Source organism: Faecalibacterium duncaniae (assembly GCF_010509575.1).
In the GTDB taxonomy this organism is placed as follows: Bacteria; Bacillota; Clostridia; order Oscillospirales; family Ruminococcaceae; genus Faecalibacterium; species Faecalibacterium duncaniae.
Map to the genome: position 1 here is coordinate 2,105,806 of NZ_CP048437.1, position 24,632 is coordinate 2,130,437.

The window sequence follows — 24,632 nt, forward strand, 5'->3', positions numbered from 1 at the left end:
GACGGCAGTGGCAGTTTCTCCATAGAATCTCCCGCCACTGGTGAGAGTTATTAAAAATCTGGTAAACGATAATTTAGCAGCTTAGAGCTGAACGGAAGAGACGTCAATCTCACCAGACATTAGCTTGGGCAACAGGAAGTCCCGTAGTGTTGAAAGCCGCAAGTTTTCGATGCTATTGTTAAGTATCTCCTGAAACATTGGCTCTGCAACACAGAGAAACGCTTTAGCATCATCATCAGATAGCTTCATGATTTGCTCTGAATCAAAATCTCTAGTGGTAATCGCATCAAATACAGCTCCACTTGCTTTATGCTTAAGTCTATCAACAGCTTTGAGGGTGTAAAAATAGACAAGAAGTTGATGTGTTTCCTTACCGACAAGTGCATAACAGGATTGATTCATAGCCATCGGAACTCCGGACAGACCAACTTTTCCAACAGTACCTCTTGCCGTAACGAAAACTGTATTCACAGGATATAGTCGGCTATTGCAATGTGAAAGTCCCTCTTCTGTAATAGTCTTTTCTGTGATAAATGTATATGGTGTGCCAACATCTTTTGGAGTAAAGAAAGCAATATTACCGTTCCAATACGCAGTTTCGCCTGTTTTGGGGGTTCCACCGCCGAGTATTTGTATTAAATCAGTGTATCTAACCTCAGTATTTGATCGATTATAGAGGCTTGAAAACAATGCGGCGGCTTGCTGCTCTAAATTATCGTTTATTTTCTGATTCAGCTTTATTTTTTCTTGAATTTTATCGAGCGCTCCAGCAATTTTTCTTTGCTGTTCAATTGTTGGCAATTCAATCTCTAGCTGTTCAATCATGCTTTTTGTCAACGCATTTCGGGTTGCTCCAGCAGAGGCAAGTTGAAGTAAATATTTCTTTTTCCATTGTAAGAAATAAAGCAAATAGCTACTAAGTACTATATCCTTTTTTCCTCGAATAATTGCAACATGCTGATTCACGCGAGCCGGCAAATACTCTGAGTCTATTATACAAGTTCTCGCAACCGAATCCCCCGTAATATTAAGAAGTATATCATTGGGTTTAAGTTCCACATTGCTAAGTTTTTTTGCTTGTTCATTATTTATATGTGCCAATCCGTTCGCAGAAAAAGAAAAATCTCCTATATTCTGACTGCGAACAAATGATATTCCTTCTAAGCAATATGCCTCTTTTCCTCCATGCGGAGTTGCACCGCTTCCGATTTTTTCACATATATCACCCAATCTAGTCATTATCTCACCTCGCCCAACTACGCTTTTGATAGCGTGCAATTCATACTTCAAGCAGTAGCTTCCACATCCGGTGGATTCTTCACCTGAATAGATTCTATTGCATATTCATCCTCAGATGTTTTACAAACAATTATATTTACTAACGCTACTTTTTGAATTGTCGTACAATCTTTTAATATATATGTTATGTCCAAAGTTGCAGGCATCGAATACTTAATGTTTTGATCTTTAGAATCCAATAAAGTGGGCATCTCATAATCAACCAATTTAAAAATCGTTTCTGCTACTAGTGCACTCTGTGGTATAAGTCCATAGTCATGATCAATCAATTGAACCACAAAGTTTGGAGATTCCACCCACTCTGCAAAAGGATCAACGTCATTTTCCTCTCCAATAGGTTGATAAGAATACTCATCAATACTTTTAGCCCATTCTTCTAAGACAGTTTTTATTTCATTTTCAGCCGACAATATCGCAATACTTGCATTAGGATACAACTTTTCAAACTCGTCAACAAGCACATCTTTGTATCCTTTATCTTTTGTATAGAAGATGATATTAGCATTTTCGTGTTGTGCTGTGAATTCCAAGATACTTTCCCAAATAAGAACATCTTTAAAACCTTTGTCTGAGTTTTTCTCTTTGCCACCAAACGGTGGTAATTTAGAAAACGCACGCTCCATCACACTTTGAAACCTTGATGCACTTGGCAAAGATAATTCGGTGATTTTGATAAGGCCCTTTTCAAGTTCTTCTTTGTACCTTTCAACAACTGATTTGATATAATTGGGGTAGTCTTCAATATCGCATGTAGTAACTCTGTATTCTGGGAATTTCCATTTCTTAATATATGATCCAAATTCTAAAACTCTTGTAGCATGAGCCTCAATTATTTGCTGAGTCATTTCATTCCAAACTACTTTTGGAATACCAACACTCACGCGTTCATAAATATCAAGTTGACTAAGCATATCACAAACATTTTCAAAAGTCGAATTAAATGAAAATGAATTGAAGTCTGCCTTTTTATCATACAATTGAAATAGGACGTTCGTATCAAAAAACAGCCAATATTCTTTTTCATTCGACATGATATCCAATCGCCCCCAGCTTTTCCTTAATTTCTGCCTCTAGCTTATGCGATTGCTTGAACAAATCCGACAGTTCAGATGTCAGCCGAGCCATTTTCTCTTCAAACGGCTCACCATCATCTTCCTGTTCCTCAACCCCAACATAACGGCCCGGCGTTAAAATATAATCCTGCTCTGCAATTTTCTCCGTATCAACAACTGCGCAGAAACCTTTTACATCTTCCAGTGTACCATTAACATAAGCATTGTAGGTATCGGCAATTTTTTTTATATCCTCATCGGTCAGTTCACGCAGCTTGCGGCTCACCATATCGCCCATCTTCCGGGCATCGATAAACAGCGTTTTTCCGGCTTGTTTCTTGCGTTTAGAGATAAACCAGAGCGAAACTGGAATTTGGGTCGTATAGAAAAGCTGTGTCGGCATGGCAATGATACAGTCCACAAGGTCAGCATTCACAATATTCTTGCGAATGTCACCTTCACCGCCAGACTGAGAAGAGAGCGAACCGTTTGCAAGCACCATACCCATGCGGCCACCCGGTGCAAGATGATAAATCATGTGCTGAAGCCATGCAAAGTTCGCGTTGCTTGCAGGCGGCATACCATACTGCCAGCGTACATCATCTTTGAGCTGCTCTGCGCCCCAGTTCGACAGGTTGAAAGGTGGATTCGCCATGATATAGTCTGCCCGCATGGTCGGGTGCTGGTCGTCAAGGAATGTATCCGCCGCATACTTTCCAAGGTCGGGTTCAATGCCACGAATGGCAAGGTTCATCTGCGCCAGTTTCCATGTGGTAGGGTTGGAATCCTGTCCATAAATCGAGATATCGTTGATATTTCCACTATGGTTCTCTACAAATTTTGCAGACTGAACAAACATACCGCCGCTGCCGCAGCAAGGGTCATACACTCGTCCCTTAAACGGTTGTAGCACTTCCACCAGCGTCCGCACAACACAGGACGGCGTAAAGAACTCGCCTCCGCGCTTTCCTTCCTGCTCTGCAAACATCGACAGACAGTATTCATAAGTGCGTCCCAGAATGTCCTTTTCGCTGCCGTGTTCAATCATTTTGATGTTCGTAAACAGGTCAACGACTTCGCCCAACCGCCGTTTATCCAGTTCCTGGCGTGCGAAATTTTTCGGCAGGATATCCTTCAGGCGCACGTTTTCTTTTTCGATAGCGCGCATTGCATCGTCAATTACCTGACCGATTTCCGGGTCATGTGCCTTTGCAGAAACATCGCTCCAACGCGCACCAGCAGGCACAAAGAAGATTCCCTCCGATGTGTACTCGTCACGATCTTCCTCAAAGCCATCACCGTCTGCAACCAGCTGATTGTACTTATCTTCAAAACGATCCGAAATATATTTCAGGAAAATAAGACCAAGGACGACACCCTTATACTCTGAAGCATCCATATTGCCCCGAAGCACGCAGGCAGCATTCCAAATCTGCTTTTCGAATCCAATGTCGGCGGTGTTTTTCTCTGCCATGGTTCAATACCTCCGTTTTAGCTCAACAAATTCTGCTTTGAGTATAGCACAGATGTGCTGATTTTCCAATTTGTGCACACAAATTCTTTGTAAGATGCTTCAATTTCCGGCAGATAAGTCCTACTATCACAACTTTATCGCAATAAATTTCACAAAACTATCTTGACGCACCCTGCAAACCATGATATTCTCTGTCACAAATCCCACCGATTTTGTGGATTGGTTTGAAACCATCCACAAGATGTGGTCGTGTTCATTTTGAACACTGCCTCGCCGTGGATCATCCCTGAAAGATTAACCGCCCCGCAACACACCCGATCTATTTTGCCGCCGATTCACCCGACAAAATCCATCGCTGCGCTGCGTGGGCGGTATTTTTCTTTATGGGAAACGTACCTTGAAAATTTCATGAGCCGACCGGACGTGATACCGACTTTCCGTCAACGCCGCTGCACAAACAGGGGCAGGAACTTCGTTCGGAGCAAACGGTGACCCCATTACATGAGCAGCACCACCTCTACTTATTTTTGCGTCTTAACAATTCGGAAACATTTGTTGAAAATGCGTTTTGAGCGCAGCGGTAGAGGGCAAGAACCGTCCCGTGGCCACAAATTTTCAATTCTTGAAAATTTCCTGTCCATCCGGGACTTCACTTCTCAAACTCTTGCGAGTTTTCCAAGTGATCTTGTTGGGGCGTGCCTGCCCCAAACCCTGCTCATCATTCGTGCCTTACGGCACGAATGGAACGGCGTGTCGTGCTTACATAACTTCACCGAGGAGTTATCGAACAGACAGGAGGTACAATGACCAAAACGAATGTTCAACTGACCCCTAGCAATTCCCAGCGCCACGACACGCCGAACAACAAAACGCACATCATCAAGTTCCGTGTGACAGCGGAGGAAAAAGCGTCACTGGAACTCACTTGCAAACTCCTGAATCTCTCCCTCTCCACTTTTATCCGCCGAGCCATTCACAACGTCAAAATCGAGAAAACGGTCATCGTTGCCGGCGGCGGTGAAGAAACCCTGACCGCTGTTTCCACCCTGCTTGCTCAGTGCAGCAAGGTGGGCGGCAACCTGAACCAGCTTGCAAGGCACTTCAATTCCGGCGGTGCAGACACCGAACAGATCCGGGCGAAACTCCTTGACGAACTTGCAGACCTGACCGCATTTCGGCTGCACGCCGAGAAAGTTCTGGGTGAACTGTATGGCAACGCTCAAGCATATCGCCTCTAAGAACTCGGACTACACCGCCATTGAAGCGTACCTGATCTACCAACACGATGAGTTCACCGGAAAGCAGCTTCTGGATGAACAGGGCAAGCCGAAGCTGCGGGAATCCTACCTGCTCGACACCCTTGAGTGCGGTGATTTCTCATTTGCAACGGCCTGTCTGCTGGCAAACCGCAAGTATGGCAAGAACACCCAGCATGGTGATATTAAAAGCCACCAGTATATCATCAGCTTTGACCCACGCGATGCAGCCGACAACGGCTTGACCATGGAAAAGGCACAGGCACTTGGCCTGAAATTCTGCGAAGAAAACTTCCCCGGTCATCCCGCCATCGTCTGCACTCACCCCGATGGGCACAACCATTCGGGAAACATCCATGTCCACATCGTGATCGGCAGCATCCGAATGCGAGAAGTGGAACGCAAGCCCTATATGCAAAAGCCCCGCGACTGGTGTGAGGGTATGAAGCACTCCAGCACGGCCCAGACCATGCGGCACTTGCGTGTCGAGGTCATGGAGCTGTGCGAAGGTGCTGGACTGTACCAGATCGACCTGCTCAACGGCTCGAAAGAGCGTGTCAGCGAAGCTGAATATTGGGCGCGTAGGCGTGGTCAGTTGAAACTTGACCGTGAAAACGCAGGCCTCGCCGCAACCGGACAGCCGCCCAAGCAGAAGAAGTTTGAAACCGTAAAAGACACCTTGCGGAAACAGATTTCTTCAGTGCTGTACCGTGCCACGAGCTTTGAAGATTTTTCCGACAGGCTCATGCAGCAGCACGGCATTGCCGTCAAGGAAAGCCGTGGACAGCTTAGCTTTCTGCCCGCTGGCAGAACGAAGTTCATCCGAGCGAAACATCTCGGGGACAAGTTCGACAAGGCAGAAGTGCTTGCTGCCCTTAACGCAAACGCCGAACGCAAACCCAAGGCGCAGTTCAAGCAGGATACCATCGGGAAACTGATCGACATCCAGTCGAGGATGACCGAGGGCAAGGGCATCGGCTATAAGCGTTGGCTCACGAAACACAATCTCAAAGTTATGGCACAGACCGTGAAGCTTCTGCAGGAAAAGGACTTGACCGACGAGGACGTCTTGAACCAGCGCATCGCTGAACTGGAAACCAAGTATCACGACGCACTGGCGGTGGTGAAAGACCTCGAAGGTCGCATGAAAGCCAACAATGAGCTGCGCTATCACATCGCAGCCTACACCAGCACCAAGAATGTCGCACAGCAGTTAAAGACTGCCAAACGACCCGCAGCCTTTGAGGAGCAGCACCGTGCAGAGCTGACAGCATACCGGGTGGCAGCAGCCTATTTCAAGGCAAATAACCTCACCAAGCTGCCCAGCCCGAAAAAGCTAGAAGCCGAGTATGCGCAGCTGGCATCCGAAAAGGCAAAGTTCTACGAACAGTACAAGGAAGCCAAGGAAGAACTGTTCAAGCTGAAAACCGCAAAGCAGAATGTTGCGTCCTTTTTCCGGGAGGAAGAACCGGCGCAGCAGGAGAGATAAAGGAGTGTGCGTATGATCAATCTGAAAATCGACCCGGAGTTTCAGTCCCAGATTCCCCCTCTGACCGATGATGAATTTAAGCAGCTTGAAGAAAATATCCTCAAGGAAGGCAAGCTGATTTCTCCTTTGATTGTCTGGGGTAATACCCTTGTTGATGGACACAACCGTTATGAAATCGTTCAGGAGCATCCCGAAATCTCTTTCTCCACGATGCCGCTCCCATTTGAAAGCAGAGAAGAAGTCCTCGCATGGATCTGCAAGAATCAGTTGGGGCGGCGTAATCTGACCCCGGAGCAGAAGAAGTTCCTTATGGGGAAGCAGTATTCCTCTGAAAAGTGTACCGAAGCATTTCGCGGCAATCAGCATACTGTAAAGAAATCTGGCGGTGTTCAATCTGAACACAACCAGAAGCCCATGAAAACCTGTGAGCGCATTGCACAGGAAAATCACAGCAGCGCAAGTTCAGTCCGCCGTGCAGAATACTATGCCCACGGCGTTGACGTTGCGGATGAACTGTCTCCCGGTTTCCGTGATCGGTTCTTCCGCGAGGAACTGCACATTCCCGATTATCTTCTCGAAAATCTCGGCAAGGCCAAGCCTGAAGAACAGGCTGAAATTTTTGAGGAAATCAAGAATTATGTGCCGAAGCCGAAGAAAGTCAAGCCTAACAAAGTAACGGTGAAGCAGGCAGAGAAAGCCGCCAGCAACACCATTGATGAAAACTATGATGTTCCCCAAAAGTTTCTCGAACTGTACTACCGGCTCCACAATGCTGAATCTCTCATGCGAAAGAGTTGGGAAGTTACGTTCGACTTGAACCCGAAACTTCTTACGCATCCGGAACAGGTCAAAGTTCTTCGCTTTGCCTTGAAACCTCATCTTGAATTTTTGAAAACGCTGGACGAAGTTCTTGCAGAATCCAGCGGTGAATCCTCTAAAACGGCATAACGACAGGCACTTGTAAGCCATCAACGGGCCACCAGCCGCAAGTGCAGGGTGGAAAACTTCCGCGCCCTTGCGCCTGATATGAAATTGGAACTTTGATTTTCTCGCCCGACTTTGCCACGGTGGGATGATCAAAGGAGCGTGCGTTTGAACAAAAAGAAAAAGTCCACAAACACTTCCCCCTACCCCGATGAAGTCATCGACCGTCTGGCGCGGGCATTCTACCCGGCCATCCTTGCCTGCTGGAACAGCGAGGATGGACAGCGAGAGTTTGCCGCGTGGCAGGTGGAACAGGCTCATCTCTCCGGCAAAGAAAAACAGAGCGTTCCCGACGGGGAACGCCCTGTTGTACATATCGCTGTCGTATGTGGATTTTTCAGGGTGCGTCCTTCGGGGCGCACCCTGTTTTTGTTGCTTTCAATCTATTTGATTACTTATTCTTTTAGTTTCAAATTGCTCAAATAAACTGTTTTCGGCTTTTCTAATGTTCCATTCGGCAAATCTAATAAAGATTCGACTTCTTTTGGATATAAGCTCAAATTATAATTGTACGAAAGTTCATCCATAAACTCTTGAGGGGTGAACACATTCTCGGTCAATAGCATCATAACAGCAGTCTTCAAAAGTGTTGGACTTGCTGTTACTAAAATATTATCTAATGGTTCTTGTTTGCGTATACCTCTTCTCTGCATTGTTCGTATTATTTCTTGGTACTCTTCCATCGTAATAAGACCCAATGAAAAAGATCTCCGTGCCATAGCTTGAATAGAAACCTTCCATTTACGTTTTAACTCTGTATATGCTGGAATTGATTTGGGATTGACTGCTGCATCTTTAGCAAAACCTTCTCTAGGTAATAAAAATGCTGCAGCAAATTCGTTTGCCTCCTTCTCACGTTCTTTGAATTCATCTCGATCAATTTTTTCGATATCCTCACTCCAACCATGCAAGCAAATATGTCCAAGTTCGTGAGCAATATCAAAATGAACGCGTGAAGCTGCCGTTTTGTTTTCTGAATAGCCGATTAAATATATATCTTCGTCTCCAATTCTAACCAACTGACTAAACGCATCTATGTCATTCGTCTCAACCGGAAACTTCGTTACAATAATTCCATTTGACTCTACCAGCGCAACGATATTTTCTATCGGGCGAGTTCCAAGGTGCCATTCTCGACGTAGGGTTGCGGCTGCTTCTTCCGGTGTCTGTCCAAAGCAATCTGGTATTGTGCGATGTGGAAATTCTAGATATTCCTGTAGAAATACAAAAATATCGGCTAAAAACTCCATCTTTTGTGTTTGGGCTTCTCTGTATCTAGAGCTAGTGGTTAATAATGCACGGAAATATGTCGATCCAATTTCCGCTTTCATATCAGACTCGCAGAAAAAACGTTCGGGAAAATCCAATGTCCTTGCAAGAGCTTCAATCGCATTCAGGTCCACACGTTTTGTTTTTTCTCTTTCATACATATAAATGCTCTGCCGACTACATCCTGATTTTTCAGCTAGTTCACTAACGGAAAATCCTCTATATATTCTTGCCTTCTTTAGGCGTTCTCCATTCAAATTGCCCTGCATGGCAATCGAGCCCTCTCTTTCTCCTATAATTAGCCTTCTGCGCTTTCATCCCACTTTTTAAGTCCAGCAACCTTTTTCTTACGCTGCTCAGCTTTCTTAGTCAGCTTTATACCCATATCAGGTGTATCAAAGTTGCTATTTTCTTCGTCTACCGTTTCAACCACAGCTACATTATTCAAATCGATGTATCTGCTCCAATTAGCCTGCTCTATGACAGTGAGCATCCGATTTACCGTTACTGCACGAATTGCCGTTAACCCAGTTTCATAGTTTGCATTGAACAGTATCAAAACGTGTCTTTTCAGTTCGTCAAGACTATCTACCAGAGTATACAGCAATTTCAAAAGTTGCTGCTTCATCGCCTCTTGATCAGAAGGTGTTTCAGGGAGCATCGACATCTGATTAAAATCATCATCTCTTAAGTCAGCGTTTATAATACCTGCCAAAAGGTCAAGATAATGCGATTGGTTTCTTCTTGCCTGCGTTCTTTGCAGTTCTGCAAAACGCTTTTCTCTCATAATAGTATAAAGGCAGCCATTCTTTTTGCAGTATATAACAGCCATTTCCCATGGTCCACGTGCAACAACATATGCCTGGCATTCATCATTATAGAAAGCCTTACATAACGCCGTATTAATAAAATCCCATACAGCCGACGGAGAGCTATTATGCGTCCGGATTTTTCTATTATGCTCTTGACTATCATTTCCTGTCGCACTTGACACGCATTTTGTAATTTTACGTGCGATTTCTTCATCTGTCAAGTATGCTGGAATTCTTTTCATGTAAAATATCCTCCATAATTTAATCAGATCGAGTTTATACGGTCGCATATGCTATCTGTATAGCATTATAGGCGTTTTTGATATTTTTGTCAATAGTTCCAAGCATCAAAAGCTCTATTGACATTTCTCATCTTACCTCATATTATAAAAGCAGGATACCCAACAACTGAAAGGCATCCTGCTTCTGTTTAATTATTCTTACTTTTATGTCTCAAATCTCAGTAGTCCACTACTGTTTCCAAATATTCTTCCGGATCACCATTCAGAATCAAATCAGCATACGCCAGAGGGTCATTGTAGATGAGATAGTCTAACTCCGACCTCTGCGCCATGGTCACATTCAACGCATCCTCGACCCCGGTGCAGTCGATGGAAATTTTTCTTCCATCCCGGAGCAGCAGCTCCACGCATCCGGTGTCCATGTTGAAATGACAAGCTCTTGCATCGTACTTCATATTCGTGTCCTCCTGAAATCATGTTGTAGCTTATGTCGGTCAATCTATGATTTCGGATTTTATCTTCCACGGACACCTGCGTTGAATTTTCCGAAGAAAACAAATAATCCGAACCCATCTCCTATCGGAAACAAGTTCGGATTATTTTTGTTTGGTCCGAGTGGCGAGAATCGAACTCACGGCCTCTTGAACCCCATTGTGCTTCTCTCGAAAACACAATGTACAATCCGATACTGCCTAGACTCAGTATCGTTAAATTTCAAATGTATTATACCATTCTGTTTCATTGGATGTCAAGACGTTTCATTCCTTTTGTGGTCAAATTGTGGTCAAACGACCCCGACAAATGACCTTTCTCCCACAGCTAAGTTACATCGCGCAATTTCGATTTTCACCAATCGAAGTTGCGCTTTTTGTTTGCACGAATTATCTATAAGGAGGATTTGTCAACCATGTCAATGAACCATCGTTGTTTTTTCATCCTTGACAGAATTGTATGACCCTTGACTACTTTTACGGACAGGCCGGAGAACTCTTTTCGTTCTTCCGCATTCCAAAGGCTCTTTTTCAGGAGCAGCGGTTTCAAGATCTGTCAACCGATGCCAAAACTCTGTACGGCATCCTGCTTGACCGCATGAGCCTTTCTGTTAAAAATGAATGGTTTGACAAAAAAGGTCGCGTGTTCATCATCTTCACGATTGAGGATGTCAAGAGGACTTTGCGTTGCGCAGACAACAAAGCGACCCGACTGCTTCGGGAACTTGAAAAATTTGGTTTGATTGAACGAAAACGTCGAGGGCAAGGAAAGCCATGTTTGGTGTATGTGAAAAACTTTTCGTCAGAATCTTCAAAGGAGAGTGTCAAGAATCGTGATAATGACGATTCTTGTGGCTCTAAAACCGCTTGTCAAGACCCGGTAAAATCACGAGGTATTAAGAAGAAAGAGACTAAAACAGAGATGAATAATACGAATCTTATCCTTTCCGACGAATCGGAGAAGATGAAGAATCGCGAACTGCTCGAAGAATATTTTTCATGCTCTTTGGAGGTGGACCTTCTGCTCCGGCTTTACCCGGATGATGAAGATACCCTCTACCAAATCGTGAATTTGCTGGTGGATACCTGTGCCACCAACCGCAAGCTGCTGCACATTGCCGGGGATGATAAGCCCGCCGAGGTAGTACGCAGCCGGTTTATGAAGCTGAACGCCGACCATATCCGCTTTGTGCTGAAGTGCCTTGCAGAGAACAGCAATCCGATTCGTAACATGAAACAATATCTGCTCGCTTCTCTGTACAACGCACCCACCACGATGCAGCTTTCCTATCAGAACCAAACCAACCACGACTTAGCGAATCGGAGGTGATGAGAATTTCAAAAAAAGCAACCACAATAGCCATCGTCAACCAGAAAGGCGGCACCGGCAAGACCACGACCTGTGAAAATCTAGGCATCGGTCTGGCGATGGAGGGCAAGAAGGTCCTGTTGGTGGACGCTGACCCGCAGGGCAGCTTGACCATCAGCATGGGCTGGCAGCAGCCCGATGAACTGCCCACGACCCTTTCCACCTTGATGGCAAAAGCCATGGACGATCAGAGTATTCCGCCCGGTGAAGGCATCCTGCACCATGCAGAGGGCGTTGACCTGATCCCTGCTAACATCGAACTGGCAGGGCTGGAAGTGTCTCTCGTCAACTGCATGAACCGGGAAAAGATGTTGAAACAGGTGCTGGACAGTGCCAAACGGGAGTACGATTTTATTCTGCTGGACTGCACTCCTTCCCTTGGGATGCTGACCGTCAATGCCTTGGCAGCGGCAGACACCACCCTGATTCCCGTGCAGGCGCAGTACTTGTCTGCGAAAGGTCTGGAACAGCTTTTACAGACCGTCCAAAAAGTCCGGCGGCAGATCAACCCGAAGCTGAAAATCGAAGGCATCCTGCTGACTATGACCGACAGCCGCACCAACTATGGGCAGCAGATCGACAACCTGATTCGAGGTGCCTACGGCAGTAAGATCAAGGTGTTCGACCAGACCATTCCCCGGTCTGTCCGTGCTGCGGAAATCAGTGCCGTGGGTAAGAGCATTTTCCAGCACGACCCCAAAGGCAAGGTGGCAGAAGCCTATAAATCTCTGACCGAGGAGGTGATGGCGAATGCCGAAAAACAGCTTAAACGTGTCGCTGAAAGGGGCAGATGACATTTTCTCCACCGAGGAATCCCGGCAGGAGCAGCAGCGGGAGCAGGTGCAGCAGATTCCCATTGGAGAGCTGTTCCCTTTCAAGAACCACCCCTTTAAGGTTTTGGATGATGAATCCATGCAGCGCACGGTGGAAAGCGTGGAACAGTACGGCGTGCTGTCTCCGCTGATTGCCCGCCCTCGCCCGGAAGGGGGCTATGAGATCATCTCCGGGCACCGCCGTCAGCACGCTGCACAGCTTGCCGGGCTGGATGCCCTGCCTGTTATCGTCCGTCAGATGGATGATGATGCCGCCGTTTTGCTCATGGTGGACAGCAATCTCCAACGTGAGAACATTCTGCCCAGTGAAAGGGCTTTCGCTTACAAAATGAAGCTGGAAGCTCTAAAAAATCAAGGTGCTAGGTCGGATTTAACTTCATCCCAAGTTGGGATGAAGTTGCAAGCTCTTGATATTGTTGGACAAGAAGCTGGTGATAGCCGCAACCAAGTACACCGTTTTATCCGCTTAACCAATCTTATCCCGGAACTGCTGGACATGGTAGACGAAAAGAAAATCTCATTTAACCCTGCGGTGGAACTCTCTTATCTTGATGAAAGCCAGCAGCGAGATTTTCTTGAAGCTATGGCTGACACGCAAAACGCCCCATCGCTTTCACAGGCGCAACGGCTCAAAAAGCTGGCGCAGGAAGGTCATTTCTCGTATGACGTTGCCTTTGCCGTGATGGGTGAACCGAAAAAGGACGAATTGGACAAAGTTGTTATCAAAAACGATACCCTGCGGAAATATTTTCCCGAAAGCTCTACTCCGAGAGAGATGGAAGAAAAAATCATTGGGCTTTTGGAAGAAAGTAAAACCGAAAAAGTTGTATTCAGGAGCGATTCTATCAAAAAATATTTTCCGAGCAACTATTCGTCAGAACAAATCGAAAATTCAATTCTCAAGATGCTCGACCAGCGCATGAAAAAGCGCAAGCATGAAGCTGAACGCTGACGATCAGATAAAACGCAAGACCCACTTTGGGTCTTTTTCTTTTGCAAACATGGAGGAAAAAGCCTATGAACAACACCGCTACTCGTATGATTCGTTCCGAGGAGATCACCATTGATATGCGCATCTGCACCATTCTGGCAGGTGGCAAGAAGCCCGGTGAAGTCTACTTTGCCGCCATTGCGCCGGATATGGAACTGACGGTTATTACTCTGGATGAAGCCCCTGACATTCTGCCCTGCTTCGATGAAAGCGATGCCAGCATCCATTTTCCCGACACTTCGCTGCTGCTCTGCTACAATCCGGCACAGGTTCTGAAGATGGCGGGCAAGCGTTACCTGACTGGCCCGGTCATTCTGGTACGCGCCAACATGGACGGGAACTTCATTTCGCTTACCATTGATGACGTGTACCGTTTCCAGAAGTTTCTGGCGAGCCACAGCGTCACACTCATGGCAGACGATCAGAAGCTGCCCTGCATTTGCATCGTCTGAGGTGTGTTATGCTGAATTTTTTCATCGGTTTCGCATTTTTTGAGTTCGGCGCACTCTGCGGCTTCTTCGTGGCTGCGCTGATGCAGGCGGCAAGGGATGGTGGTGAAATTGCAGGAAGAAGTCGAGCAGAAAACATTCAACATCGTGGTGTCCACCACGAAGCTGACCGCCCGGACAATTCTGAACGCTGGACGAACGGCACTTCAGCAGTATCAGTCAAAATTACTGGCCGATAAATCCAGCGGCAAGCAGAGTGTCCGTATGCTTCTGCGGCAGAACCGGGGTGTTTCCAGCGTGGAAATCGACAAAACCAACATTAAGGGCTTTGAGCGGTACGCCAAAAAGTACGGCATCGACTACGCCATCCGTAAGGACAGTTCCGAAGTGCCGCCCCGGTATCTGGTCTTTTTCAAAGCCCCGGATGTGGAAGCGTTCAATGCCGCTTTCAAAGAATATTCGGCATCCCTGCTGAGCAAAACCAAGCGTCCCTCCGTGCTGGAAAAGCTGCACGAACTGGTGCAGGCCGCAGCGGAACTTCCCGGCAAAGTCCGGCACAAGGAACAGGAGCGTGGACTGTGACCACGAAAAAGCTGACAAAGCTACTGGCGCTGTATCTGCCCTATCTCCTGTTAGGACTGGCGGCAACGAACTTTGGTGAAGCATGGCGGCTTGCCGAGGGCAAGGAGCTGGGCGATAAGATCATGTCCATGATGGGCACCGTTCCGCTGGCATTCGCAAACCCGCTGCCAAGCCTGCACCCACTGGATCTGCTGGTAGGTTTGTGCTACGGTGCAGGGCTATGGCTTGCGGTCTATCTGCGTGGCAAAAACGCCAAGAAGTACCGCCACGGCATGGAGTATGGCTCTGCCCGGTGGAGTGCATAATTTTAAGTGTAAAGGACACCTACATGGACGCACAGGAGGTTATGCACATGACTGATTATAGCAAAATTACCGCCCTTTACTCCCGCCTTTCCGTGGGCGACGAGGACAGGGACGGCGGTGAGAGCAACAGCATACAGAACCAAAAAATCTTTTTGGAGAACTATGCCAGAGGACAGCACTTAACCAATATCCGGCACTACATTGACGATGACGAAAGCGGCAGATTTTTTGACCGTTCTGCCTATTCCCGCATGATGGACGATGTAGAAAACGGAAAAATCGGTGTCTGCATTATGAAAGACCTGACGCGCTGGGGGCGCGACTATCTCCAAGTTGGCAACGCTATGGAGATATTCAGACGGAACAATGTGCGCTTTATCGCGGTCAACAACGGGATAGACAGCGAGAAGCCCGACACATTGGAGTTTGCGCCCTTTATCAACATCATGTCGGAGTGGTACGCAAAGGACATCAGCAAGAAAGTAAAGACCGGCATTAAAACGAAGGGCATGAGCGGAAAGCCGATTGCCACCGAAGCCCCCTACGGCTATATGAAAGACCCGGACAACAAGGATTTTTGGATAATCGACGAGGAAGCCGCCGAGGTTGTGCGCCTTATTTTCCGTCTGTTTATCGGCGGGAAGAACCGCAACCAAATCGCCGTATATCTGACGCAGGAGCAAATCCCTACCCCTACTTTCTACATGAAAGACCGGGGACGGGGAACGTGTAAAAACAAGGCGCTCAATGAGGATAACCGCTACAAGTGGAACAAAGTCACCTTGACCCATATCCTCACGCGGCAGGAGTATTGCGGCGATGTAGTCAACTTCAAGACTACAAAGCATTTCCGGGACAAGCGGAACCACTATGTAGACCGGAGCCAATGGCAGATAACCGAAAATGTGCATGAGCCGATTATTGACCGCGCCGACTTTGAAACCGCACAGCGGATTTTGGAAAACGCGCCCGTCAGACGCCCCAACGGGGACGGGGAAATCCACCCTTTGTCGGGCTTGCTTTTCTGTAAGGATTGCGGCGCAAAAATGCACATCCGCATAGATTACAGGAACGGCGGCAAGCGGCATGTTGCCTATTGCAGCGAGTATCACAAGGGGAAAGCCAAAAACCCCAAGTGCCATTCCCCACACATCATCGACGCGGACTTGCTCATGCAGACCGTCGCGGAAGTGCTGAAGAAAATCGAGGACTACTCTATCAGCAACCGGGCGGAGTTTGAAGCCTTAGTGAAAAAGAACCTTGCCATGCAGCAGACCGACCAGACCAAGAAGCAGCAGAAACGTATCCCGCAAATCACGACACGCCTTGAACAGATTGACAAGGTGCTGAATAAGCTCTATGAGGACAACGCCCTCGGCACTATCCCGCAAGACCGCTATGAGCAAATGTCGCAAAAATATTCGGAAGAATACTACACACTGAAAACGGAGCTTGCCACACTCCAAGAGCAGCTATCCGCTTATGAGAACGCGGGAGGGCGGGCGCAGAAGTTTTTGAAGCTGACGGAACGCTATGCCGCCTTTACTGACCTGACCCCCGCCATTCTCAACGAGTTTATCAGCCGGATTGAAGTGCATGAGCGCGACAAGAAAAGGGCAAAACAGGCTGTTCAGCACATCGGGATATATTTTAACTATATCGGCAGATTTGAGAACGAAGTGACGCAGCTTGCAGAGCCTACGGAGCAGGAAGTCCGGCAAATGCGGGAGGAAATCGAAGAAGCCCAAAAGGAAAAGAGCCGCGCCTACCACCGGCAGTATTCAAGGGAGTACCGGGCGCGAAACCTTGAAAAGCAACGGGAATATGACCGCATGAAAGCGCGGGAATACCGGGCAAGGAGAAAGGCGCAGGCCGCCGCCGCAGCACCCGCACAGTAAAACAGAATACCGACAACTAAGAGGGATTTTCCGGGCTACGGGAAATCCCTTTTTCGCGCCCGGAGAAAGGAGCCGCCTATGGCAGAACAGACCCCCGACAGTATCATCACGACACAGAAGAACGGACAGACCATCGTTGCGGAATTGTTTTTCAATCACAGCGGCACAGAAACATTCCGCGACAAGCTGCTCAAAGTGATACTTGCCGACAGCTTGCAGGACGGTCAAGAGCCGGAAAAATCGGAAATTTTGCGATAACAGCCGCCCCGACGATACATTCCCCGTCCGGGCGGTTTTTATCGTCAAAAACGCCGTTTTCTCCAAGTCAAGAGCCGGAGAAAACACCCGAAAAATGCCCCTATTGCGTAACAGGGGCGCAGAAAGGAGAGTTTATGCGAACAGGGCTTCCCAAGCAAAAAAAGACCACAGACATCTGGTTTGATGAGAAAGACCCGTTGATCCATATCCGTACCCACAATACCGACTTGAAGAAGCGGCTTGCCGCCTATGCCGAGCAGCACCCCGATGTGTGCCGCCAGACCGACGCAGACCCGGAAACGGGCTGCATGGAGTTTGACATTGAGAAAGGCCGCTTCTCTTTCCGTCTGACCGCCCCATACAGCGAGGAACGGCGGGAAGCGGCGCGGCGGTACGCCAGAGAGAGCAACGCCGCCGACAGGCTGAAATAGAGTGGAAATGTTCATAGTTTTGTGCTATACTTTTTCTAAAAGCAGAGTAATACTGCGGAATTGATTGGAGGACAACACAATGGTTACATTTATGAGATTAAGATAAAACCGCGAGTTATGTTGCGGTTATCCGTATTGCATAACTCGCTTATTGAATCAGAGATGTAATTACGGAGGAAAAACAAATGAATAATAATTTATCACGCTTTGCAGACAGCAAGGTTTATTTTCAATGCCCAATTTGCACAAAATCAATGGATATACAAGGCAATAGCCTAATTTGTAGACATGGACATTGCTTTGATATTTCAAGATATGGGTATGTAAATTTGTTGTTAAAATCATCGCCCAAAACCAACTACAGCAAGCGGTCTTTTGACAACCGGCACCAAATTTTGGAGTATGGCATGTATGATGTTGTGTTGGAGAAAATCATACAGTTTATTTCTGATACGCCATCTATAAGAAACATTTTAGATGTTGGTTGCGGCGAGGGTTTCTATGCAAGGCAGATACAGCAAAGAACAGAACGAAACATCTTTGCCTTTGACTTGTCAAGGGAGGCAATACAGATTGCATCAAAAAAAGACAAGCGCAAAGCAGTGAAGTGGTTTGTTACTGACTTATCAAAAATCCCTTTGAAAGACGGAAGTATGGATTGTATTTTAGACATATTTTCGCCTGCACACTACAAAGAATTTCAGCGATTGCTATCTCCTAACGGATATGTTGTGAAAGTAATTCCTACGAAAAATCATTTGAGGGAAATCAGGACTAAAGTGCAAGCACACTTGAAAAATCCAGATTATTCAAATGAGTCTGTCGTTGAATATTTTGAGAAATATCTTAAAACCATTTCAAGAGAAACGGTTTCAGCCACCGTACAGTTGTCATCAGAACAAAGAATGTCGTTTATTGAAATGACGCCGCTTCTCTTTTGCGTTGAATAAGATTGCGTTGATTGGCGTACTCTCACACATTTGACAATCGAAGCTGATGTTTTAATAGGAATGTATTAAAGGGCGTATTGATATTTAATATTCCCATTTATTGAGCAGAACGGAGTAAACCAAACACCCTAATCAAAAGGACAGCCGAGGAAATCGACTGTCCTTTTTCTATGCCGACAGGTAGAAAGGAGTGACCACCCATGACGAAACCGAGAGAAAAAAACCGCGAGGAATTGCAAGCCGAGATTGAGGACGGGAAGAAGAAAATCCGGCAGCTTGAAAACCGGGAAAAGGTGTTGCGGCAAAAGTTATCCCAAGAGGAACGCAGGACGCGCAGCCATCGGCTGATCGTCCGGGGTGCGGTCTTTGAGAGCATTGTGCCGGAAGCCAAGACCATGACCGACGAGGAAGCCGCCGCCTTTCTCCGGCTTGCCTTGACGAGCGAGGAAGCGCGGGCTTATCTGAAAAAACGCACCAAGGGCGGGAAAAGCGAATAATCCCTTTGGCACAAAGGGCGCACTTATACACCCTTACGGGTGCGTGCGCTCTGCCGAGGGCTTGTCGGCACAGAGAGAAAGCCGCTTGCTTCCCTCTCTGACCGACATTGGCGGCTTTGCCGCAACAAGGGGCTGCACCCCTTGCGCCGCTTACGCGGCTATCCCTGCACACCCACAAAAACAGTACACCCGCCGTTGGCGTCTGTACCATTTTTGCGGGTTTTATTATCCTATCCGGGAGGTGATACCCATAGCCATCTACCATTGTAATATCAGCATTGTCAGCCGGGGCAAGGGCAAATCAGCCGTTGCCGCAGCCGCCTACCGAAGCGGCGAAAAGTTGACAAATGAGTGGGACGGAATGACCCACGACTACACCCGCAAAGGCGGTGTTGTCCATACGGAAATCCTACTGCCGCCCAATGCCCCGCCCTCTTTCTCTGACCGTTCAACCTTGTGGAACAGCGTGGAGCTTTACGAGAAAGCCGGGAACGCCCAGCTTGCCAGAGAGATTGACGCGGCGCTTCCCATAGAGTTATCCAGAGAGGAACAGATCCGGCTTGTCCGGGAATACTGTTCCTCTCAATTTGTTTCCAGAGGAATGTGCGTTGATTACGCCATTCACGACACCGGCAAGGGCAATCCCCATTGTCACATCATGCTTACCATGCGCCCCCTTGACGAGCGCGGCGCATGGGCGGCGAAGTCCAAAAAGGAATATGACCTTGATGAAAACGGCGAGCGTATTCGCTTGCCAAGCGGCAAATACAAGGCCCGCAAAGTTGACCTGACCGGCTGGAACGACAAGGGCAACGCGCTTTTATGGCGCAAGGCATGGGCGGATATTTCAAACGCCTACCTTGAACGCGCCGGAAGCCCGGAGCGCATCGACCACCGCAGCAACGCCGAGCGCGGCATTGACGAGCTGCCCACCGTCCACATGGGCGTGGCGGCCTGTCAAATGGAGAAGAAAGGCATAGCCACCGAGAAAGGCGAGCTGAACCGGAATATCCAAAAAGCAAACCGCCTTATCCGGGAAATCCGGGCGCAGATTGGAAAGCTCAAAGAATGGATTGGCGAACTGTTCAAGGCGCGGGAAACCGCCCCGGAGCAGCCCCCGCAATCCCCCGGCCTTGCAAATCTGCTGATGAAGTATTTAAGCGTTCAGAGAGAAAAGAGCCGGAAGTATTCGCAGAGTTGGCAAAGGCAGCACACCGCCGACGAACTGAAAACCGTTGCAAAGGCGGTCAACTATCTTTCCGAGCATGGCATTTCCACCCTTGACGAGCTGGACGCTGCCCTTTCCTCTGTCAGCGACCAAGCCGACGCTATCCGGGAGGGCATGAAAACCGCCGAGAAGCGCATGAAAGAATTGCAAAAGCTGATTGAATACGGGAAGAACTACACCGAGTACAAGCCCATTCACGACGAGCTGAAAAAGCTGAAAAATGGCTGGACGAGCAAGCGCGACAAGTACGAGGAAGCCCACCGCGCCGAGCTTACGCTATGGAACGCAGCGAGCCGCTATCTCCATGCAAATCTGCCGAAAGGGACAAAGACCTTGCCTATCTCTGAATGGGAAAAAGAGTACGCCACTCTCAGCGGGCAGAGAACAGCGGAATATACCAAGCTGAAAGAAACCCGCGCCGAGGTTGCCGAGCTGCACAATATCCGCAAGTGTGTTGACATTGCGCTGAAAGCCGACCAGCCGGAGCAGACCCGCGCCAAGCGGCACGACTTAGAACGATGAAAGGAGTTGAGCTTTTTGTATTACACCCAAGAACAGATAGACCGGGCGAACCAAGCCGACCTTGTTTCTTTCCTGCAATCACAGGGCGAGCAGCTTACCCGCGCCGGGAATGAATACCGCTGGAAACGGCACGACAGCTTGACCGTCCGGGGAAACAAGTGGTACAGGCACAGCCAGAGCAAGGGCGGCGGCCCCGTTGATTTTGTTATGGAGTTTTTCGGCAAGAGCTTCACCGAAGCCGTAGAACTTCTCACAGGAGAAAAGGGAGCCGCACCGCCGCCGGACAGACCTTGCCCCGCGTCCCTATCCGACTTCCGGCTACCACCCCCAAACAGCGACAACCGAACAGCGAGGAACTACCTCACAACAGCCCGCCGCATTGATGAAGATGTGACGGGCTTTTTCTTTGCCCGCGGCGATATTTACGAGGACGCAGCCCACCACAACGCCGTATTTGTGGGGCGGGACGAGGACGGAATACCGCGCTACGCCCACAGCAAAGGAACGGCGGGAAACTTCCGGCTTGATGTGAAAGGCAGCGACAAAGCCTTTAACTTCTGTTACCGGGGCGAGGGCGAAAGATTGTTTGTCTTTGAAGCACCCATTGACCTGATCTCTTTCCTCTGCCTGTTCAAAAAGGAATGGCAGAAGCAAAGCTACCTGTCATTGGGCGGCGTGGGAGAAAAAGCCCTGCTCCGCTTTCTCTCTGACCGTCCGAACATCAAGACCGTTTACCTCTGCCTTGACAGCGATGAAGCCGGGAACGACGCTTGCAGCCGCCTTGTAAAGCTCATGCCGGAGGGCTATACCGTCCACCGGCTTATCCCTCTTTTCAAGGATTGGAACGAGGTATTGCAGCACCGGGCAGAAATCACAGACGGGAAGTATATCCGGGAAGCTGTTTACGGCTTGAAAGAGCCGCCGCAGGAAGAAACCGTCGAGATTATCCGCATGAGCGAGGTTGACACGCAGACCGTTGAATGGCTATGGGAGCCGTATATCCCGTTTGGGAAAGTAACCATTGTGCAAGGCAACCCCGGCGAGGGCAAGACCACCTTTGCCCTACGCCTTGCCGCCGCTTGTACCAACCGCAAGCCGTTCCCCCACATGGCAGCGCATGAGCCATTCAATGTGATTTACCAGACCGCCGAGGACGGTTTGGGCGACACCATCAAGCCCCGCCTTATGGAAGCCGAAGCAGACCTTGACCGTGTTCTTGTCATTGATGAGAGCAAGCAGGGGCTTTCCCTTTCCGACGAGCGCATAGAGAGAGCTATCCGGCAGACCGGGGCGCGGCTGATTATCCTTGACCCCATACAGGCGTACATGGGCGAAAAGACCGACATGAACAGGGCAAACGAGGTGCGCCCCATGTTCCGCCGCCTTGCCGATGTTGCCGAGCGTACCGGGTGCGCCGTTATCCTTATCGGACACTTGAATAAAGCCGCCGGAGGACAGAGCGCATACCGGGGCTTAGGTTCTATTGACTTCCGCGCCGCAGCAAGGAGCGTCCTGCTGATTGGGCGCGTGAAGCGGGAGCCAAATGTGCGCGTTATCGTCCATGACAAATCTTCCCTTGCGCCGGAGGGCAAGCCCGTTGCCTTTTGCCTTGACCCGGAAACGGGCTTTTCGTGGATAGGCGAGTATGACATTACCGCCGACGAGCTGCTATCCGGCGCGGGCGGCAACACGGCCACCAAGACCGAACAGGCGGAACGGCTGATACTTGACCTGCTTGCAGACGGGAAAGAGCTTGCCAGCGAGGAAATTGTAAAGGCCGCAGCCGAAGCCGGAATATCTGAAAGGACGGTGCAGAACGCCAAGCGCAACATGGGCGGTGTTTTGGATGCAAGGCGCGTCGGCGGTCAATGGTACAACTTCATCAAGAAGAAGCAGCCGCCCGAACCCGCAAGCTGAAAACGCAAAGTGCAGACCCTTTGCGCTTTGCACTTTCGCGCTTTCACTTTGATTGTGCGTCAATAACTCAAAATAGCACTTGACAAAACGCTTCATGGGGCACCGCCAAGGATATTGAGCCGTTCATGGCTCCCAAGTTTGCCGACAACATCATCCTGACCAAAACGGAACGGCTGATGATGAGCAACCGCCCGCCTGACCCCAAGAACGCCCGGAATAAAAACGTGCTGGTGGTGGGCGGCTCCGGCAGCGGCAAGACCCGGTTTTGGCTCAAGCCCAACCTTTTACAATGTCACAGTTCCTATGTGGTCACTGACCCGAAAGGTAGTATCGTGGTCGAGTGTGGGAACGCACTTCTGAAAAACGGCTACATGGTCAGGATTCTGAACACCATCAACTTCAAAAAGTCGATGCACTACAATCCGTTCAGCTACGTTCACAGCGAAAAAGACATTTTGAAGCTGGTGACAACGCTTATGACCAACACCAAGGGTGAGGGGTCTGGCGGCGATCCATTTTGGGAGAAAAGTGAACGTCTTTTGCTTACCGCTCTTATCGCCTATCTGCATTATGAAGCCCCTGTCGAGGAACAGAATTTCGCTACGCTGCTGGAAATGCTCAATACCATGCAGGTGCTGGAGGACGATGAAGAATACCAAAATCCAGTTGATTTGCTCTTTGAGGATTTAGCCAAAAAGAAGCCGAACAGCTTTGCAGGACGGCAGTACAAGCTCTATAAATTAGCTGCCGGAAAGACCGCAAAATCCATCCTCATTTCCTGCGGTGCTAGGCTTGCCCCATTCGACATTCAAGAATTGCGCGATTTAACGATGTATGATGAGCTACAACTGGATACGCTGGGCGATAAGAAAACAGCTCTGTTCCTCATCATGTCGGATACGGACAGCACCTTTAATTTCCTGATTTCGATGGTCTACACCCAGCTTTTTAACCTCTTGTGCGACAAAGCGGATGATGTGTACGGTGGCAAGCTGCCTATTCATGTGCGCTGTCTGATTGACGAGTGCGCCAACATCGGGCAGATTCCAAATCTGGAAAAGCTGGTGGCAACCATCCGTAGCCGTGAGATTTCGGCTTGCCTTGTTTTGCAGGCGAAAAGCCAGTTAAAGGCCATCTACAAAGACAATGCCGACACCATCATCGGCAATATGGACAGTCAGATTTTTCTCGGCGGTTCGGAACCCGGCACACTGAAAGACTTGTCTGAAATGCTGGGCAAGGAAACGATTGATGCGTTCAATACCTCGGACACGCGCGGCAACAGCCCAAGCTACGGAACAAATTACTCCAAGTTGGGTCACGAATTATTGAGCCGGGATGAGTTAGCTGTGATGGATGGCGGCAAGTGCATCCTGCAACTGCGCGGTGTGCGGCCTTTCCTCTCGGACAAGTACGATTTGACTCAGCACCCGAACTACAAGCTCACTTCTGATTTTGACGAAAAGAACCGATTCGATATTGAAAAATATCTGAACCGAAAAGCAAAAATCCACCCCGGTGATGAGTTCATCGTGGTGGACGCTGATTCGCTCCCGTCTGCCTGATTCGGTAGGCGGCTTTATTTTTACCCGGCCAGAGAGGTACACCAGCAAGTCAACTCCCACCGCAGCTTGCGGCTCAACTATTATGGCTTCAGGTGTGTACGGACGGTCTACAAGTTTTCAATTATAAAGGAGAAACGACTATGGAATTCTTTAACTCTGCTATCGAAGTTCTTCAGACTCTGGTTGTCGCTCTGGGTGCTGGCCTCGGCGTTTGGGGTGCCATTAACCTGCTGGAAGGTTATGGCAACGATAACCGTGCGATGCGTTCCTGACTGAAAAGGTCAGGCACAAGTTGAAGGACTAAAGAAGTCCAGAATCTTGGAGAACTGATATTTCGATGGATGAAATGAGGGAGTAACGCCCCGAAGCGTCCACACTGATACTCCGACTGGCATAGGCGCGCAACCGCCGATTGTCAGAAGCTCGGTGAAGTCGGCAGAAAGATGTCGTAGTTCTGGCCGCAAGGTCA

General features: G+C 48.6%; 22 protein-coding genes and 3 pseudogenes. 19 read left to right on the forward strand and 6 right to left on the reverse strand.

Going from position 1 to position 24,632, the window contains the following annotated elements:
• Positions 1–81: 81 nt before the first annotated feature.
• From GXM22_RS10150 to GXM22_RS10160, 3 genes are read right to left on the reverse strand one after another with little or no spacing between them, the layout of a single operon-like run.
• Positions 82–1,290 (reverse strand): restriction endonuclease subunit S, encoded by a 1,209-nt coding sequence (locus tag GXM22_RS10150; protein ID WP_157774498.1) that lies wholly within the window; start codon positions 1,288–1,290, stop codon positions 82–84.
• The gene (locus GXM22_RS10155; protein WP_005930631.1) at positions 1,287–2,330 is read right to left on the reverse strand and encodes a PIN domain-containing protein; all 1,044 of its coding nucleotides are present in this window, start codon (positions 2,328–2,330) and stop codon (positions 1,287–1,289) included. The genes GXM22_RS10150 and GXM22_RS10155 overlap by 4 nt, the downstream gene beginning before the upstream one ends.
• Positions 2,320–3,825 carry a class I SAM-dependent DNA methyltransferase gene (locus GXM22_RS10160; protein ID WP_005930633.1) on the reverse strand — a complete coding sequence of 502 codons (1,506 nt, stop codon included), beginning with the start codon at positions 3,823–3,825 and terminating at the stop codon, positions 2,320–2,322. The genes GXM22_RS10155 and GXM22_RS10160 overlap by 11 nt, the downstream gene beginning before the upstream one ends.
• Before the next feature lie 803 nt (positions 3,826–4,628).
• Here GXM22_RS10160 and GXM22_RS10165 point away from each other — a divergent pair.
• The 4 genes from GXM22_RS10165 (at position 4,629) to GXM22_RS10180 (ending at position 7,980) form a co-directional block, all read left to right on the forward strand.
• On the forward strand, positions 4,629–5,063 hold the full coding sequence (locus GXM22_RS10165; protein ID WP_005930640.1) for a plasmid mobilization protein: 435 nt from the start codon (positions 4,629–4,631) through the stop codon (positions 5,061–5,063).
• Positions 5,035–6,570 (forward strand): relaxase/mobilization nuclease domain-containing protein, encoded by a 1,536-nt coding sequence (locus GXM22_RS10170; RefSeq protein WP_005930642.1) that lies wholly within the window; start codon positions 5,035–5,037, stop codon positions 6,568–6,570. The genes GXM22_RS10165 and GXM22_RS10170 overlap by 29 nt, the downstream gene beginning before the upstream one ends.
• A 12-nt stretch (positions 6,571–6,582) precedes the next feature.
• Positions 6,583–7,518 (forward strand): ParB N-terminal domain-containing protein, encoded by a 936-nt coding sequence (locus GXM22_RS10175; RefSeq protein ID WP_005930645.1) that lies wholly within the window; start codon positions 6,583–6,585, stop codon positions 7,516–7,518.
• 144 nt (positions 7,519–7,662) lie between these two features.
• Entirely contained in the window at positions 7,663–7,980 is a 318-nt protein-coding gene (locus GXM22_RS10180; RefSeq protein WP_035393610.1) for a hypothetical protein, read from the forward strand.
• Here the strand turns inward: GXM22_RS10180 and GXM22_RS10185 are convergent.
• The 3 genes from GXM22_RS10185 to GXM22_RS10195 form a co-directional block, all read right to left on the reverse strand.
• Positions 7,950–9,092 (reverse strand): helix-turn-helix domain-containing protein, encoded by a 1,143-nt coding sequence (locus GXM22_RS10185; protein ID WP_035393613.1) that lies wholly within the window; start codon positions 9,090–9,092, stop codon positions 7,950–7,952. The genes GXM22_RS10180 and GXM22_RS10185 overlap by 31 nt on opposite strands.
• A gap of 29 nt (positions 9,093–9,121) precedes the next feature.
• Positions 9,122–9,877, reverse strand: a complete 756-nt coding sequence (locus GXM22_RS10190; protein ID WP_035393615.1) for a DUF5986 family protein — start codon at positions 9,875–9,877, stop codon at positions 9,122–9,124.
• A 218-nt stretch (positions 9,878–10,095) separates the two neighbouring features.
• A complete protein-coding gene (locus GXM22_RS10195; protein WP_005930658.1) occupies positions 10,096–10,332 on the reverse strand; it encodes a DUF6061 family protein in 237 nt (78 codons plus the stop codon).
• 496 nt (positions 10,333–10,828) lie between these two features.
• Here GXM22_RS10195 and GXM22_RS10200 point away from each other — a divergent pair, with 496 nt between their 5' ends.
• From GXM22_RS10200 to GXM22_RS10270, 15 genes and pseudogenes are all read left to right on the forward strand, one after another.
• Positions 10,829–11,698 carry a DUF6017 domain-containing protein gene (locus GXM22_RS10200; protein WP_005930660.1) on the forward strand — a complete coding sequence of 290 codons (870 nt, stop codon included), beginning with the start codon at positions 10,829–10,831 and terminating at the stop codon, positions 11,696–11,698.
• Entirely contained in the window at positions 11,698–12,531 is an 834-nt protein-coding gene (locus GXM22_RS10205; protein ID WP_005930664.1) for a ParA family protein, read from the forward strand. Before GXM22_RS10200 ends, GXM22_RS10205 begins: the two co-directional genes overlap by 1 nt.
• A complete protein-coding gene (locus tag GXM22_RS10210) occupies positions 12,488–13,522 on the forward strand; it encodes a ParB/RepB/Spo0J family partition protein (RefSeq protein ID WP_035393618.1) in 1,035 nt (344 codons plus the stop codon). Before GXM22_RS10205 ends, GXM22_RS10210 begins: the two co-directional genes overlap by 44 nt.
• Positions 13,523–13,587: 65 nt before the next feature.
• Positions 13,588–14,013 carry a hypothetical protein gene (locus GXM22_RS10215; protein ID WP_005930670.1) on the forward strand — a complete coding sequence of 142 codons (426 nt, stop codon included), beginning with the start codon at positions 13,588–13,590 and terminating at the stop codon, positions 14,011–14,013.
• A 96-nt stretch (positions 14,014–14,109) separates the two neighbouring features.
• Positions 14,110–14,592 (forward strand): PcfB family protein, encoded by a 483-nt coding sequence (locus GXM22_RS10220; protein WP_005930674.1) that lies wholly within the window; start codon positions 14,110–14,112, stop codon positions 14,590–14,592.
• Positions 14,589–14,888, forward strand: a pseudogene (locus tag GXM22_RS10225) (conjugal transfer protein TraG); the annotation flags it as partial. The gene GXM22_RS10220 and the pseudogene GXM22_RS10225, both read left to right, overlap by 4 nt.
• Positions 14,889–14,920: 32 nt before the next feature.
• Positions 14,921–16,795, forward strand: coding sequence for a recombinase family protein (locus tag GXM22_RS10230; RefSeq protein ID WP_005930681.1), 1,875 nt, complete (start codon positions 14,921–14,923; stop codon positions 16,793–16,795).
• A 78-nt stretch (positions 16,796–16,873) separates the two neighbouring features.
• Positions 16,874–17,053, forward strand: coding sequence for a transposon-encoded TnpW family protein (locus tag GXM22_RS10235; RefSeq protein ID WP_005930684.1), 180 nt, complete (start codon positions 16,874–16,876; stop codon positions 17,051–17,053).
• 134 nt (positions 17,054–17,187) lie between these two features.
• On the forward strand, positions 17,188–17,484 hold the full coding sequence (locus GXM22_RS10240) for a P-loop NTPase family protein (protein WP_005930687.1): 297 nt from the start codon (positions 17,188–17,190) through the stop codon (positions 17,482–17,484).
• Positions 17,485–17,669: 185 nt separating this feature from the next.
• Positions 17,670–18,434: a methyltransferase domain-containing protein gene (locus GXM22_RS10245; protein WP_242651548.1), complete on the forward strand. Its 765-nt coding sequence runs from the start codon at positions 17,670–17,672 to the stop codon at positions 18,432–18,434.
• A gap of 200 nt (positions 18,435–18,634) precedes the next feature.
• Positions 18,635–18,931, forward strand: a complete 297-nt coding sequence (locus tag GXM22_RS10250; protein ID WP_016147288.1) for a DUF3847 domain-containing protein — start codon at positions 18,635–18,637, stop codon at positions 18,929–18,931.
• 85 nt (positions 18,932–19,016) lie between these two features.
• Positions 19,017–20,681 carry a MobQ family relaxase gene (mobQ, locus tag GXM22_RS10255; RefSeq protein ID WP_412700853.1) on the forward strand — a complete coding sequence of 555 codons (1,665 nt, stop codon included), beginning with the start codon at positions 19,017–19,019 and terminating at the stop codon, positions 20,679–20,681.
• 15 nt (positions 20,682–20,696) lie between these two features.
• On the forward strand, positions 20,697–22,598 hold the full coding sequence (locus GXM22_RS10260) for an AAA family ATPase (RefSeq protein WP_035393622.1): 1,902 nt from the start codon (positions 20,697–20,699) through the stop codon (positions 22,596–22,598).
• A gap of 86 nt (positions 22,599–22,684) precedes the next feature.
• A pseudogene (locus tag GXM22_RS10265) lies at positions 22,685–24,163 on the forward strand (VirD4-like conjugal transfer protein, CD1115 family); the annotation flags it as partial.
• A gap of 140 nt (positions 24,164–24,303) precedes the next feature.
• Positions 24,304–24,432 (forward strand): annotated as a pseudogene (locus tag GXM22_RS10270) (Maff2 family mobile element protein); the annotation flags it as partial.
• Positions 24,433–24,632: the final 200 nt, after the last annotated feature.

Excerpts from the sequence above, each read along its gene's own strand:
- GXM22_RS10230 (WP_005930681.1), top strand. The coding sequence starts at position 14,921 with ATGGACGCACAGGAGGTTATGCACATGACTGATTATAGCAAAATTACC.
- GXM22_RS10235 (WP_005930684.1), top strand. The coding sequence starts at position 16,874 with ATGGCAGAACAGACCCCCGACAGTATCATCACGACACAGAAGAACGGA.
- GXM22_RS10155 (WP_005930631.1), bottom strand. The coding sequence starts at position 2,330 with ATGTCGAATGAAAAAGAATATTGGCTGTTTTTTGATACGAACGTCCTA.
- GXM22_RS10185 (WP_035393613.1), bottom strand. The coding sequence starts at position 9,092 with ATGCAGGGCAATTTGAATGGAGAACGCCTAAAGAAGGCAAGAATATAT.
- GXM22_RS10190 (WP_035393615.1), bottom strand. The coding sequence starts at position 9,877 with ATGAAAAGAATTCCAGCATACTTGACAGATGAAGAAATCGCACGTAAA.
- GXM22_RS10210 (WP_035393618.1), top strand. The coding sequence starts at position 12,488 with ATGCCGAAAAACAGCTTAAACGTGTCGCTGAAAGGGGCAGATGACATT.
- GXM22_RS10160 (WP_005930633.1), bottom strand. The coding sequence starts at position 3,825 with ATGGCAGAGAAAAACACCGCCGACATTGGATTCGAAAAGCAGATTTGG.
- GXM22_RS10195 (WP_005930658.1), bottom strand. The coding sequence starts at position 10,332 with ATGAAGTACGATGCAAGAGCTTGTCATTTCAACATGGACACCGGATGC.
- GXM22_RS10245 (WP_242651548.1), top strand. The coding sequence starts at position 17,670 with ATGAATAATAATTTATCACGCTTTGCAGACAGCAAGGTTTATTTTCAA.
- GXM22_RS10170 (WP_005930642.1), top strand. The coding sequence starts at position 5,035 with ATGGCAACGCTCAAGCATATCGCCTCTAAGAACTCGGACTACACCGCC.
- GXM22_RS10240 (WP_005930687.1), top strand. The coding sequence starts at position 17,188 with ATGCGAACAGGGCTTCCCAAGCAAAAAAAGACCACAGACATCTGGTTT.
- GXM22_RS10175 (WP_005930645.1), top strand. The coding sequence starts at position 6,583 with ATGATCAATCTGAAAATCGACCCGGAGTTTCAGTCCCAGATTCCCCCT.
- GXM22_RS10250 (WP_016147288.1), top strand. The coding sequence starts at position 18,635 with ATGACGAAACCGAGAGAAAAAAACCGCGAGGAATTGCAAGCCGAGATT.
- GXM22_RS10200 (WP_005930660.1), top strand. The coding sequence starts at position 10,829 with ATGACCCTTGACTACTTTTACGGACAGGCCGGAGAACTCTTTTCGTTC.
- GXM22_RS10205 (WP_005930664.1), top strand. The coding sequence starts at position 11,698 with ATGAGAATTTCAAAAAAAGCAACCACAATAGCCATCGTCAACCAGAAA.
- GXM22_RS10215 (WP_005930670.1), top strand. The coding sequence starts at position 13,588 with ATGAACAACACCGCTACTCGTATGATTCGTTCCGAGGAGATCACCATT.
- GXM22_RS10165 (WP_005930640.1), top strand. The coding sequence starts at position 4,629 with ATGACCAAAACGAATGTTCAACTGACCCCTAGCAATTCCCAGCGCCAC.
- GXM22_RS10220 (WP_005930674.1), top strand. The coding sequence starts at position 14,110 with ATGGTGGTGAAATTGCAGGAAGAAGTCGAGCAGAAAACATTCAACATC.